This window comes from Citrobacter sp. R-1.5.2, assembly GCF_035064245.1.
In the GTDB taxonomy this organism is placed as follows: Bacteria; Pseudomonadota; Gammaproteobacteria; order Enterobacterales; family Enterobacteriaceae; genus Citrobacter.
Genome location: NZ_JASEYC010000017.1, coordinates 12749 through 25897 on the forward strand (window position 1 = coordinate 12749; position 13149 = coordinate 25897).

14 protein-coding genes are annotated in these 13149 nt (G+C 49.9%); 6 read left to right on the forward strand and 8 right to left on the reverse strand.

Features of this window, described 5'->3' with window-relative positions; translation table 11 throughout:
* Window positions 1-2 precede the first annotated feature (2 nt).
* The 4 genes from hybO to yghX form a co-directional block, all read right to left on the reverse strand.
* Window positions 3-1121: a hydrogenase 2 small subunit gene (gene hybO / locus QMN38_RS22145; protein ID WP_016154493.1), complete on the reverse strand. Its 1119-nt coding sequence runs from the start codon at window positions 1119-1121 to the stop codon at window positions 3-5.
* 188 nt (window positions 1122-1309) lie between these two features.
* Window positions 1310-1597 (reverse strand): DUF2623 family protein, encoded by a 288-nt coding sequence (locus QMN38_RS22150; protein ID WP_048213218.1) that lies wholly within the window; start codon window positions 1595-1597, stop codon window positions 1310-1312.
* An 85-nt stretch (window positions 1598-1682) separates the two neighbouring features.
* Entirely contained in the window at window positions 1683-3323 is a 1641-nt protein-coding gene (locus QMN38_RS22155) for a methyl-accepting chemotaxis protein (RefSeq protein ID WP_271455560.1), read from the reverse strand.
* Window positions 3324-3538: 215 nt separating this feature from the next.
* Window positions 3539-4426, reverse strand: coding sequence for a YghX family hydrolase (yghX, locus tag QMN38_RS22160; protein WP_323606090.1), 888 nt, complete (start codon window positions 4424-4426; stop codon window positions 3539-3541).
* A gap of 155 nt (window positions 4427-4581) precedes the next feature.
* Here yghX and QMN38_RS22165 point away from each other — a divergent pair, with 155 nt between their 5' ends.
* Window positions 4582-5622 carry an aldo/keto reductase gene (locus QMN38_RS22165; protein WP_323606029.1) on the forward strand — a complete coding sequence of 347 codons (1041 nt, stop codon included), beginning with the start codon at window positions 4582-4584 and terminating at the stop codon, window positions 5620-5622.
* An 82-nt stretch (window positions 5623-5704) separates the two neighbouring features.
* Here the strand turns inward: QMN38_RS22165 and QMN38_RS22170 are convergent, their stop codons facing one another.
* On the reverse strand, window positions 5705-6208 hold the full coding sequence (locus QMN38_RS22170; protein ID WP_323606031.1) for an ESA_00282 family adhesion-associated protein: 504 nt from the start codon (window positions 6206-6208) through the stop codon (window positions 5705-5707).
* Between the two features lie 103 nt (window positions 6209-6311).
* Here QMN38_RS22170 and QMN38_RS22175 point away from each other — a divergent pair, with 103 nt between their 5' ends.
* Window positions 6312-6716, forward strand: a complete 405-nt coding sequence (locus tag QMN38_RS22175) for a hypothetical protein (RefSeq protein ID WP_323606032.1) — start codon at window positions 6312-6314, stop codon at window positions 6714-6716.
* A 1-nt stretch (window position 6717) separates the two neighbouring features.
* Complete coding sequence (locus tag QMN38_RS22180; protein ID WP_323606034.1) at window positions 6718-7125, forward strand: cytoplasmic protein; 408 nt, start codon at window positions 6718-6720, stop codon at window positions 7123-7125.
* 75 nt (window positions 7126-7200) lie between these two features.
* Here QMN38_RS22180 and exbD read toward each other — a convergent pair whose 3' ends face one another.
* Both exbD and exbB read right to left on the reverse strand, forming a co-directional pair.
* Window positions 7201-7626: a TonB system transport protein ExbD gene (exbD, locus tag QMN38_RS22185; RefSeq protein WP_048213224.1), complete on the reverse strand. Its 426-nt coding sequence runs from the start codon at window positions 7624-7626 to the stop codon at window positions 7201-7203.
* A 6-nt stretch (window positions 7627-7632) separates the two neighbouring features.
* The gene (gene exbB, locus QMN38_RS22190; protein ID WP_271442225.1) at window positions 7633-8367 is read right to left on the reverse strand and encodes a tol-pal system-associated acyl-CoA thioesterase; all 735 of its coding nucleotides are present in this window, start codon (window positions 8365-8367) and stop codon (window positions 7633-7635) included.
* Between the two features lie 251 nt (window positions 8368-8618).
* Here exbB and metC point away from each other — a divergent pair, with 251 nt between their 5' ends.
* Together metC and yghB are read left to right on the forward strand one after the other, a co-directional pair.
* Complete coding sequence (gene metC / locus QMN38_RS22195) at window positions 8619-9806, forward strand: cystathionine beta-lyase (protein ID WP_137382573.1); 1188 nt, start codon at window positions 8619-8621, stop codon at window positions 9804-9806.
* A gap of 131 nt (window positions 9807-9937) precedes the next feature.
* Window positions 9938-10597 carry a DedA family general envelope maintenance protein YghB gene (gene yghB / locus QMN38_RS22200; protein WP_137382572.1) on the forward strand — a complete coding sequence of 220 codons (660 nt, stop codon included), beginning with the start codon at window positions 9938-9940 and terminating at the stop codon, window positions 10595-10597.
* Between the two features lie 90 nt (window positions 10598-10687).
* Here the strand turns inward: yghB and QMN38_RS22205 are convergent, their stop codons facing one another.
* Window positions 10688-11587, reverse strand: coding sequence for an AraC family transcriptional regulator (locus QMN38_RS22205; protein WP_271442227.1), 900 nt, complete (start codon window positions 11585-11587; stop codon window positions 10688-10690).
* Between the two features lie 193 nt (window positions 11588-11780).
* Here QMN38_RS22205 and yqhD point away from each other — a divergent pair, with 193 nt between their 5' ends.
* Complete coding sequence (yqhD, locus tag QMN38_RS22210; protein WP_271449646.1) at window positions 11781-12944, forward strand: alcohol dehydrogenase; 1164 nt, start codon at window positions 11781-11783, stop codon at window positions 12942-12944.
* Window positions 12945-13149 lie beyond the last annotated feature (205 nt).

Sequence of the window (13149 nt, forward strand, 5' to 3'; positions counted from 1 at the left end):
GGTTATTCTCCCCGTGAGTCAGCGTTATCTTTCTTCTGCTGACGCCCCAATTCACGTACCGCCATCACGCTGACGCCGGCAACCAGTCCTACTACGCCGCCAAGCAGCCCAATAGCCCCAGCTGAAATGTTGCCGCCTTCTTTCATGTTGACATCAGGCTTCTCTGAACGCGGGGTTTGGTTTTCCACATGGGCGAGTTGGTGAATGCCTTTATGGAAACCGACACCTTCTTCGTTACAGCCGTAGCAAGGGTGACCGATCGCCACCGGCCACACGCCGCCAACATCGCAGAATTGCAATGTTGAACAGTTGCCGTACGTTTCTGGCCCTTTACAGCCCAGATGATAGAGGCACCAACCTTCACGGTGGCCTTCATCGCCGAACTCTTTAGCAAAACGACCGGCATCAAAGTGCGGGCGACGTTCGCAGTGTTCGTGAATCAAACGACCGTAAGCAAATGTCGGACGGTTTTTGGTATCCAGCTTCGGCGGCTTACCGTAAGTGATGATATGCGCGACCGTGGCGAGGAAGTTATGTGGGTTAGGCGGACAGCCTGGGATGTTGATGATGGTTTTGCCTGGCAGAACTTCTTGCAAGCCGACTGCACCTGTTGGGTTCACACCAGCGGCAGCGACACCACCCCATGCGGCACAAGAGCCGATAGCGATGATCGCTGCTGCACCTTCGGCCGCTCTGCGGATGTGATCCACAATTGGCTCACCGGCAACCATGCAGTAAATACCATTATCTTTTAGTGGTATAGAACCATCTACCACCAGAACATATTGCCCTTTGTACTTCTCCAGAGCGTTATGTTTGTTCTCTTCGACCTGGTGGCCAAAGGCGGCAGAGAGTACCTCATGGTATTCCAGAGAGATGGTCTCCAGAACGAGGTTTTCCACTGTAGGGTGTGTCGCACGAAGCAGCGATTCAGTACAACCCGTACACTCCTGAGCACCAATCCAGATAACCGGTGGGCGCTGAGGACGAGAAACTGATTCGGCCATTTCTGCGGCGGCTTTGCTACTGAGCCCCATGGTAGCGGCCAGTGCTGCACAAAGCTTCATGAAATCACGGCGATTGATGCCGTTCGAATTGATGAGAGAATTATCTCCAGTCATTTTATTGTTATTCCGTTGCGAAGACCTGGCTTTTATTTTGCACCATTCGCATGTTGCTTATTGCGATCGGCGCGCCATTACCACACTTTTTATATGGTTATGTGCATTATAATACTTCGGCGGAGCAACAAAACGAAGGCGTAGGTCAATAGTGTAATTAATTAAAGCAAGATAATACCCCTTTTGGATCAAGCTTCGAGCCGATAGCCGGCCATGAAAAACCGAATTGTTGTACTCGACTGGTTCTCTTTGAAGAAATCCATCACCATCTCTTTATCCAGCCCGTAACGGCGCGTCAGGATCCCCGCTTCCCATGCGCTGAGCTGTCGGTCGCCCGTTTTTTCAAACATTCGATGTGAAAAACCCAGAACAAAACCGCGTTTATAATCTGAACAAAAATTCGCCACTGAACGAGCACTGTCCGCACTTGAGGCGTTCAATCCGGCCATCAGGCCCTTACCAAAATGGTTGTCCATGCATAACCTCCAATCGCTATATAATAAATTATATAGCGATTTTTTAAGCAAAGGCCAGAGGTATCACGCACTTTTTTGTGCCAGATTAAAAGGACACCCACTCGTCCGTTTTAGGCGCTGCAGAGGTTCTGCTTTCTGCGGAGGGGGAAGCGGTATTTGTCGATGCATATTGCACATCGTTGGCTGAAAGCCGGAATTGCTGTACAGAGCGTTGCAGCTCTTCCGTTTGCCGTTCCAGTGCCACTGCCGCAGCGGATACTTGTTCTACCAATGCGGCATTCTGTTGCGTCACGCTGTCCATCTGAGTGATCGCAACGCTGACCTGCGAGATACCTTTATTCTGTTCTTCAGAAGCAGAGGCAATTTGTTTCATGATGACGGTCACTTCGGTCGCGCCGCGCAGAATCGCTTCCATCGTTAACCCGGTCTCTTTGACCAGTCGAGCCCCCTGGTCGACACGACGCGACGATTCACCGATTAATGTCTCAATCTCTTTTGCCGCGCCAGCGCTACGACTGGCGAGATTACGTACCTCCCCCGCCACCACGGCAAAACCACGTCCCTGTTCACCAGCCCTGGCCGCTTCAACGGCGGCGTTAAGCGCCAGAATGTTGGTCTGGAAAGCAATGCTATTAATGACGGAGGTAATTTCTGCGATCTGTTTAGAACTGGCAGCAATACCGTCCATGGTGTCGACCACTTCAGAAACCAATTTGCTGCCTTTACCTGCTGTTTCTGTTGCGGTATCGGCAAGCTGGCTGGCCTCACGCGCATTTTCGGCGTTAAGTTTTACCGTTGCGGTTAGCTCTTCCATGCTGGCTGCTGTCTCTTCCAGCGCTGCCGCCTGCTCTTCAGTACGGGAAGAGAGATCGTTATTGCCGGTAGAAATTTCCGTAGCGCCTCGCCAGATGTTGTCACTGCCTGAACGAATCGTACTTACGGCCTCACGCAGGCTGTCCTGCATTGCGCACAATAAAGGGACCAGTTGGCCTACACAGTTCCGGCCGAATTCTTCAATCGGCTGGCTGAGATCGCCCTGGGCAATCTGGCGGAACTGCTGGCGAATACGGCCGAGAGGTTTCACCATCATGGTAACGAGGTAACGATCGGTGAAGAAAAGGAGGGCGATCCCGAGGATAACGGCAGTAATAATCAGTGTCCGAATGATCGACGTTTTACCGTCTACCATAATGCGCGTCGCATCAAGTCTCTTTCCGGCTGTGGTATTAAACCGTTCAGCGCTGGCACCAAATTCACGGCTCAGTGCGGGCGTAATCGTGCTGGCATGTTCCGAAAACGCCGTCAGCGAGCCCTGCTGCGCCAGCTGCATTTGCGGTATCACGCCTTTATCCAGCAAAGCTTGCCACTTGGCCAGCACTGCTGCTGAAATTTCCGGGTCCATCGGCCCCGGAGATAATGTTTTCATCTCCTGGAGCTTTTGGCTCAGATTATCCAGCGATTGCTGGGCAGGTGTAAAATCCGGCGTTCCACCACCAATTTTGACATCCACTGCACGGCTCAGGCGTGTCACAAAGCGAAAGTACTGATCGTTACCCTGACTCAACACCGTCATCTGTTTGACGAGATGGCGATCAATATCATTCCCTTCTGATATTTTTGATAAAGCATGAAGACTGAATAAACCCACGCCCGACCAGAGCAGGCAAAAAAGTCCAAGTATTGCCAGCATGACAATACGAATAGTGAAGTTTTTCAGCAAATACATAATAATTTCCTTGCCATTGATGAGGAATTCGCCATCAGGCGATACTTTCCCTTGTTATCGGCAGGCAATGGAGAAGATATAATACGTTCTTTATTTTTTTACTTTTTTAAGTCTATCTATTATCCCTGCGGGTCATATCAATATGAATGTTAATGAAATTAGGTAGCATTATTATTCAGATAATTAACCTAAAGCTGTAAATAATGCGTTGTTTTTCATAACAAATATTTATCAAACCAGGCAAGAGTGCGTTCCCAGGCTAAATCAGCAGCTGCTTTATCATAACGGGGTGTCGAATCGTTATGAAAACCATGATTAACACCAGGATAGATATATGCTTGATAGATTTTCTTATTCGCTTTGAGTGCAGCGTCATAAGCGGGCCAGCCGTCATTAATTCGTGTGTCTAGCTCTGCATAGTGTAATAATAAAGACGCATTAATTTTAGGGACATCGGAGGCAGGAACCTGACGCCCATAAAAGGGCACCGCACATGCCAGTTCAGGGAAAGCAACAGCCGCTGCATTCGCCACACCACCACCGTAGCAAAATCCAGTGATCCCCACCTTTCCCGTCGTCATCGAATAATGCTGCATAAATTCAATAGCAGCAAAAAAATCATTCATCAGCTTAACAGGATCAACCTGCTGCTGTAATTCCCGGCCTTTATCATCATTGCCGGGATAACCTCCCAGTGAACTTAATCCATCGGGGGCCAGCGCTATATAACCCGCCTTCGCCACCCGCCGTGCTACATCCTCAATATACGGATTCAAACCGCGATTCTCATGTACCACAACCACTGCCGGAACCTTCCCCGTCACCTTCGCAGGTTTCACCAGATAACCTCGCACATCACCATGCCCATCTGGCGATGGATAGGTAATGTATTCTGCCAGAATATCGGGGTCGGTAAATTCTACCTGCGTTGCCAGGGCATAATTCGGTTTCAGCAAATTGAATAGCGCCAGTGCCGTCATGCCACCTACCGCATATTTCGCCGCCAGATTCAGAAACGCTCGTTTAGATATTTTGCCATGGGCGTAATAGTCATAGTAATCGAGTAACTCCTGCGGAAAGTCTTTAGCAGTCAAACGCGGCATGGTTGCACTCCTGAGTGATGTTTTTTTAAGCAAAGCACAGTGGTCTGTTTTTGCCCAGTTTTTCATCCCAATGTGACCTGGGGAACGGGATATTCACCACGAACCCGCTAGAATAGAAACGTTGTTTTGAAATTCACCTGCACTAAGGAGATCTCATGGCCTGGTTTGCCAATCCTGAACGTTATGAGCAAATGCTCTATCGCTACTGTGGTCGCAGCGGTTTGCGCTTGCCCGCGCTGTCGCTGGGTTTATGGCACAGTTTTGGACACGTTCACGCTCTGGATTCACAACGAGCACTGCTGCGAAAAGCATTTGATTTAGGGATCACACATTTTGATTTAGCCAACAACTACGGGCCGCCTCCGGGCAGTGCTGAAGAAAATTTTGGTCGGTTATTGCGTGAGGATTTTGCACACTATCGTGATGAATTGATTATCTCGACCAAAGCGGGTTACGACATGTGGCCGGGGCCGTACGGTTCTGGCGGCTCACGCAAGTATCTGCTGGCCAGCCTCGACCAGAGCCTCAAGCGTATGGGTCTCGACTACGTCGATATCTTCTATTCGCACCGCGTTGATGAAAACACACCAATGGAAGAGACAGCTTCCGCGCTGGCCCAGGCCGTGCAAAGTGGCAAAGCGCTGTATGTCGGCATCTCATCTTATTCGCCAGAGCGCACGCAGAAGATGGCCGAACTGCTGCGGGAATGGAAAATTCCTCTGCTTATCCACCAGCCATCCTACAACCTGCTTAACCGCTGGGTAGACAGCAGCGGCTTGCTGGATACGCTGGAATCCAACGGGATGGGATGTATAGCCTTCACCCCGTTGGCGCAGGGGTTGCTGACAGGGAAATACCTCAACGGTATTCCTGATGGTTCCCGCATGCAGCGTGAAGGGAAAAAAGTCCGCGGACTGACGGAAAATATGCTGACGGAAGCAAACCTCAGCAGTCTGCGTTTGCTCAATGAGATGGCACAACAGCGTGGGCAGTCGATGGCGCAAATGGCGTTAAGCTGGCTGCTAAAAGATAACCGGGTCACATCGGTATTAATTGGCGCCAGCCGACCTGAGCAGTTAGAAGAGAACGTTCAGGCACTGGCAAACCTGACATTCAGTGCCGAAGAACTGGCACAGATCGATAAACATGTCGCTGACGGCAAGCTCAATCTGTGGCAAGCCTCATCAGACAAGTAACGATCTGACCATGACGCCGGGTGTAGTCCTACCCGGCGTCATGGTCTGCTGATGAGGGTGGGCAAGACAATCTCGCCTCACATCACACCTCGTCCTCTTTGATCAATGGACGCTGATATTCCGGCCACACCAGCGCGACAAGTGCAGGATAGGCTTCCAGGCTGAACTCCCTGAAGCACTGTCGCAAGTTAAGCACATCCAGATCGGCGTGCGGGACTTTCTCCCCGCTGAGGCAGCGCTTTTTAATATTGTCGTAATACTTATAAACCGCAGAGTTAAGATCGCTACAGCGCCGCTGTGCGTCAAAGAGCCCGGGCGTTTCATTCAGCTCCACCATCGTCATCCGCTTGACTGTGGAGTGGATAAAATCGATATATTCGTGATTGACTCGCCAATACCATACCGGAGTAATCGAATTCATCAGGGCAGAAAAATGATCTTCTCCCTCTTCTTTACTTAGCATTTCCGGCTGGTGCTGAGCGTTAACATCTTCTGCATAACGGTTTCTATTTGCACTACGCATTAGCAAAAGTACCCCGCAGGTAAGCAATAGCAGGGTAATAACAGAATAAAATATACTGTTCATAGCAGGCTCCATTTTTTTTGATTTTAAAATTACCCCATGCTATTGTCAACGCGGCCTACCTTATTAAAAACATCATATTATTGGCAGCAAAGGATATTTCAACATGCTTCCCGAGCATCTTGTTCCCTCTCGTTTTCATTTATCCGCAACCCCGAACCATACAAATACCACAGAAAATAGTGAAAATTTGACTCAGGGAAAGATAACGCTAAGTGATTACGAATCAGAAATTTTGATTAGTTCCACAACTACCGGCCAGTCCCGGAATATGTTATTTGAAGAGTGCGATCGTCATTTAAAAGAGCGTCTTTTCCGCGCCGCAAAAATAGAGTCATTTACTCGCCTGCTCAATTCATTACAGGCGGAAGGCGACATTAACGCCCAGGAATTAAGTAAAATTCTGTCCAAAAATACAGCCATGATAAATGAACAAGGCAACAAAATTTGGCTTAATTTAATTACTCGCGAAACCAACGATCCTATTTTTTATTCTCTGGAAGAGAAATAAAATGAAAGATGTTGAAGATAATAATGTTTATTTGGCTTTAGATAACCACAAAAGTGATGAATTTGTCTTAAAACAAAATCTGTCTGTGTTGACAGCCAATAAAAACGCGACGCTGGAAAACCTTGCTCAAGAGATGGTTTCTATACCCGCCGCGCTGGTGCGGATGAAATGGCAAAATCGTCATGAAATCTACGCACTGCAAGCCAAAGAAGAGATTTACGGTGCCACTATCGAGGCCATCATCGCTCAGCAGCCAGAATTGCGGGACAAAATCATGGCCCGTCTGGAAAGCACATACCAGCATCTGCTTGCACGTGAAACAGCCACACTGCGCCTGACCCGTAAGCTATCCGAAGGGAACTACGAGCCCACAAAAATCACTACGGTTGCGTTGGACGAGAACAGATAAGGCAAAAGACTTGCAGGGGAATGATATCAGGAGAAGCTTGCCGGGTAAGGTCAAACCTGTACCCGGCCACAAGGGTTATTTGGCTTTCACGGTCTCTTCACCGACCAAACCAATCTTCAGGTAGCCCGCCTGATGCAACGTATCCATAACCTTCATCATGGTTTCGTAGTCAACGGTTTTATCTGCCCGGAAGAAGATAGTGGTGTCTTTCTTGCCTTCAGTTAGCGCATTTAGCTCGTTAATCATTGTCTCATCGGTTACCTGATCGTTACCAATAAACATGGTGTTATCGGCTTTTACTGACAGGTAAACCGGTTTTTCCGGACGCGGTTGCGGCGTACTGGTGGATGCAGGGAGATTCACCTTCACATCTACGGTTGCCAGTGGCGCTGCCACCATAAAGATGATCAACAATACCAACATGACGTCGATAAACGGCGTCACGTTGATGTCATGCATTTCACCGTTATCGTCCAGGTTTTCATTAAAGCTCATTGCCATGGAACATTACCCTACACGTAATTTCTGCGCAGCACGTACCGGGTGTGCAGACGCGCTTGCACTCAGATCCAGGTCACGGCTTTGCAGCAACAGCACCTGCGCCGCGACATCGCCCAGCATCGCTTTATAGCTGCCAATCTGACGAGCAAAAATGTTGTAGATAACAACAGCAGGGATTGCCGCGACCAGACCGATCGCGGTCGCTAACAGTGCTTCTGCAATACCTGGAGCAACAACAGCCAGGTTGGTGGTTTGGGTTTGTGCGATACCGATGAAGCTATTCATGATACCCCATACTGTACCGAACAACCCGACAAATGGAGAGATAGCCCCGATGGTTGCCAGGTATCCATTACCCCGCCCCATCTGACGGCCAACTGCGGCAACGCGACGTTCCAGACGGAAACCGGTACGCTCTTTGATCCCTTCGTTGTCATCACTGCCTTCTGACAGTTCAAGTTCATTCTGCGCTTCATTAATCAGCAGAGAACCCAGGCTTTTGGCATCGAATCCAGCGGCAATCTCACTTGCCATTTCTAAAGAGCGGGCATCTGCCAGCATTTGCTGTTCACGCTTAAGACGGCGCTTCTGCGTAAAGAACTCAAGGCTCTTACTAAAGAAGATAGCCCAGGTGACCACTGACGCCAAAATCAGCCCAATCATCACGCACTTAACCACGATATCGGCGTGCTGATACATACCCCAGACGGAAAGGTCCGTCTGCATCAAATTATTACCCACTCTGTATCTCCAGGACGCAAATCACAAAATCTGAGCGTAATCATATCAAAACGACGTCGAATTGATAGTCGTTCTCATTACTATTTACATAGTGCCGCACCTTTGGTTTCTTTTCCTTGCGCTCACGCAGTAAAAAAGTCACCAGAAATCGATTTGAGAATATTTTGTACTTTATGACTATTCTGCAGGACGCGGCAGATGAGATTCATGCTAGTTTAGACATCCAGACGTATAAAAACAGGTAATACAACATGGCAGATAAGCAGCTTGAGACCAAACTCGTTCACGCCGGGCGTAGTAAAAAATACACGCTGGGTTCGGTAAATAGCGTGATCCAGCGCGCGTCTTCACTGGTATTCGACACCGTTGAGGCGAAAAAACAGGCGACGCATAACCGCGCAAACGGTGCCCTTTTCTATGGACGTCGCGGCACGCTGACGCATTTCTCGCTGCAGGAAGCGATGTGTGAACTGGAAGGCGGCGCGGGCTGCGCCCTGTTCCCTTGCGGTGCAGCAGCCGTTGCCAACACCATCCTTGCCTTTGTTGAACAAGGCGATCATGTGCTGATGACAAACACCGCCTATGAACCCAGCCAGGATTTCTGCACTAAGGTACTGGGCAAGCTTGGCGTGACAACCGGCTGGTTCGATCCGCTGGTTGGTGCGGATATTGTGAAGCATATACAGCCGAACACTAAAGTCGTTTTTCTTGAGTCTCCAGGTTCTGTCACCATGGAAGTTCATGATGTTCCAGCCATTGTTGCCGCAGTCAGAAGCGTAGTGCCTGACGCGATCATCATGATTGATAACACCTGGGCTGCGGGCGTGTTGTTCAACGCGCTGGATTTCGGTATCGATATCTCAATTCAGGCAGGGACGAAATATCTGATTGGTCATTCTGACGGCATGGTTGGGACAGCGGTATCTAATGCCCGTTGCTGGGATCAACTGCGTGAAAACGCCTATCTGATGGGACAAATGCTGGATGCCGATACTGCCTATATGACCAGTCGCGGATTGCGGACGTTAAGCGTTCGCCTGCGCCAACACCATGAAAGCAGTTTGAAAGTTGCTGAGTGGCTGGCTGACCATCCGCAGGTTGCCCGTGTGAATCACCCGGCACTTCCCGGCAGCAAGGGACACGAGTTCTGGAAACGCGACTTTACCGGTAGCAGCGGCCTGTTCTCATTTGTTCTGAATAAGAAGCTAAATAATGAAGAGCTGTCTGCGTATCTGGATCACTTCAGCCTGTTCAGCATGGCCTATTCCTGGGGCGGTTTTGAATCACTGATTCTGGCTAACCAACCGGAACATATCGCGGCAATCCGTCCGGAAGGCAAAGTGGATTTCAGCGGAACGCTCATCCGTTTACACATCGGTTTAGAAAATGTTGACGATCTGATTGCCGATTTAGCCGCAGGATTTACCCGAATCGAGTAACATTGCCGCAGATGGACATATATGCAGACACTTCTGGTGGAAAAGTCTGCAATTGTTGCGTCCGGGATCAAGGCATCCCGGACAATTCAGGAGTACAATCCACTTATAAACGCTGTTCCACAGGAAAGTCCATGGTAGTCATTCAAGATATTATCTCCGCGCTCTGGCAACACGATTTTGCCGCGCTGGCGGATCCACACGTCGTGAGCGTGGTGTACTTTGTGATGTTCGCCACGTTGTTTTTAGAAAATGGCCTACTGCCCGCTTCCTTTTTGCCCGGTGACAGCCTGCTATTACTGGCAGGAGCGCTGATCGCTCAGGACGTGATGAGTTTTTTACCTACCATAGCGATTCTGACTGCCGCTGCCAGCCTCGGTTGCTGGCTGAGCTACATTCAGGGGCGCTGGCTGGGCAATACACGAACAGTGAAAGGCTGGCTGGCACAATTACCTGAAAAATATCATCAGCGTGCTACCTGTATGTTTGACCAGCACGGGTTGATGGCTCTACTCGCCGGACGTTTCCTGGCGTTTGTACGCACCTTGCTGCCGACCATGGCGGGGATTTCAGGGCTGCCTAACCGTCGCTTCCAGTTTTTTAATTGGCTGAGCGGCCTGCTGTGGGTCACTGTGGTCACCAGTTTCGGCTATGCGCTCAGCATGATCCCGTTTGTTAAACGCCACGAAGATCAGGTAATGACATTTTTAATGATCCTGCCAATCGCCCTGCTAACCGCAGGTCTGCTGGGAACGCTGTTTGTGGTGATTAAAAAAAAATACTGTAGCGCCTGAGCTGCGTCCGTAGGCCGGGTAAACCCCGGCATTTCGCTTTATAGCGCACAGCGTTAAGGCCTACGGAGAATCAGTCTGTTCGACAAGAGATCAACTCCCCTGCATCATCCTAATTCTGGCTGCATCTTCCCCTGGCGTGACGCCAAAGTAACGTTTGAACTCCCGACTAAACTGCGATGCACTCTCATAACCCACGCGCATTGCCGCCGCACTGGCTTTCATCCCATCATGAATCATCATCATCCGCGCTTTATGCAATCGATAGCTCTTCAGATACTGCAACGGTGAAGTACTGGTCACCGATTTAAAATTATGATGGAACGCCGACACGCTCATATTGGCCTCTGCCGCCAATTGCTCAACATTGAGATTTTCGGTGTACTTGGTTTCAATTCGCTTCAGCACACGGCTTATCAAACTGAAATGTGTCTGGCGACTGACCAGCGCCAGTAAGGCTCCTCCGCGTGGCCCGGTCAGCACATGGTAGAGGATCTCACGAATAATCTGTTTTCCCAGAATACGTGCATCCAGTGGCCGCTCCATCACATCCAGCAGGCGTTCCGCTGCACAGAGAATTTCATCGGATAGTGTCGCCGAATTGATCCCGCTTGCCGCCATTGCGGGCTGGAACAGCTCATCCTCCCCAATATCCATCAGCAATTCCTGCAATTGCAGGATATCGACGTTCAGGCGGATACCAGCCAACGGAACGTCCGGTGTCGCATAAGTTTCACATTCAAAGGGTAAAGGTACTGTTAGCAGTAAATATTCGTTGGCGTCATAGCGAAAGACACGCTCGTTGATATAACCAATTTTATGTCCTGAAAAGAGAAATATGATGCCAGGCTGATACATCACTGGTGTGCGCATCCCTGGTTCAGAACCATACAGTAAGCGAATATCAGGCAGCAGATCATTCAATTTATTTTCATTGTTTTTCAGCTGCTTAATTTTATCTGTCAGCAGGAGACAGATCTCATCACGGTTCATAGGGCACCATTTCATCATTGATTTGCAACCTTGATATAGTGCGCACTTTTATCTCTTTTCTCCAGTAGTCTGTAGAAATGGGCAAGACATCGGCAGAAATGAGCATTGAGAGGAACGCGTCTGGCGACCACAATGTTCACCATCAGGCAGACACTCGCCTACCCTCTTTTTTACCCACACAAGGTAACGAGCAATGAACAACTTTAATCTCCATACCCCAACCCGCATTCTGTTTGGTAAAGGCGCGATTGCAGAACTGCGCGACCAAATCCCACAGGATGCTCGCGTACTGATTACCTACGGCGGTGGTAGCGTGAAAAAAACAGGCGTTCTGGCACAAGTTCAGGACGCATTGAAAGGTCTGGATGTGCTCGAGTTTGGCGGTATTGAGCCGAACCCATCCTATGAAACGCTGATGAACGCGGTAAAAATTGTCCGTGATGAGAAGGTGACATTCCTGCTGGCGGTAGGCGGCGGTTCTGTGCTGGATGGCACAAAATTCATCGCCGCAGCGGCACATTATGCAGACGGTGTTGACCCGTGGCGCATTCTGGAAACACGCGGTAACGACGTACAAAGCGCCGTCCCGATGGGGTCGGTACTGACCCTACCAGCAACCGGCTCAGAATCTAACTCTGGTGCGGTAATTTCGCGCAAAACAACTGGCGACAAACTGGCCTTCATGACCCCGTTTGTCCAGCCCGTATTTGCTGTGCTTGATCCAGTGTACACCTACACCCTGCCGCCGCGTCAGGTTGCCAACGGCGTGGTAGATGCTTTTGTTCATACTGTAGAACAATATGTGACTTATCCGGTAGACGGGAAAATTCAGGATCGCTTTGCCGAAGGCATTCTGCTGACGCTGATAGAAGACGGTCCGAAAGCGTTGCAGGAGCCGGAAAACTACAATGTGCGTGCTAACGTCATGTGGGCAGCCACTCAGGCACTGAACGGACTGATCGGCGCAGGCGTACCGCAGGACTGGGCAACCCATATGCTGGGTCACGAACTGACGGCGATGCACGGACTTGACCACGCTCAGACGCTGGCAATCGTCCTGCCTGCATTGTGGAATGAAAAACGTGATACCAAGCGTGCCAAACTGCTGCAATACGCAGAACGCATCTGGAATATCACTGAAGGCTCCGAAGACCAACGCATTGATGCTGCGATTGCCGCCACCCGTCAGTTCTTCGAACAAATGGGTGTACCGACTCGCCTGTCTGACTACGGTCTGGATGGCAGCTCCATCCCGGCACTGCTGGAAAAACTGGAAGCGCATGGCGGCACGAAACTGGGTGAACATCAGGACATTACGCTGGACGTCAGCCGCCGGATTTACGAAGCTGCCCGCTAAGGTTTTTTTAACCTCCGGCTTTCGTTTTTGGCTATTTATACCAGGCTTAAGTCACATAAACCTCACCGGGGCTTGCTCCGGTGTACTCAATTTACACCCAATCATTCATGATGCTTCGAGGCGGCAATTGAGTGAATCCCCAGGAGCGCACATAAGTACGTGACCGGGGTAAACGCAAGCAGCCAACAAAGAGGCAGCCTGAAGG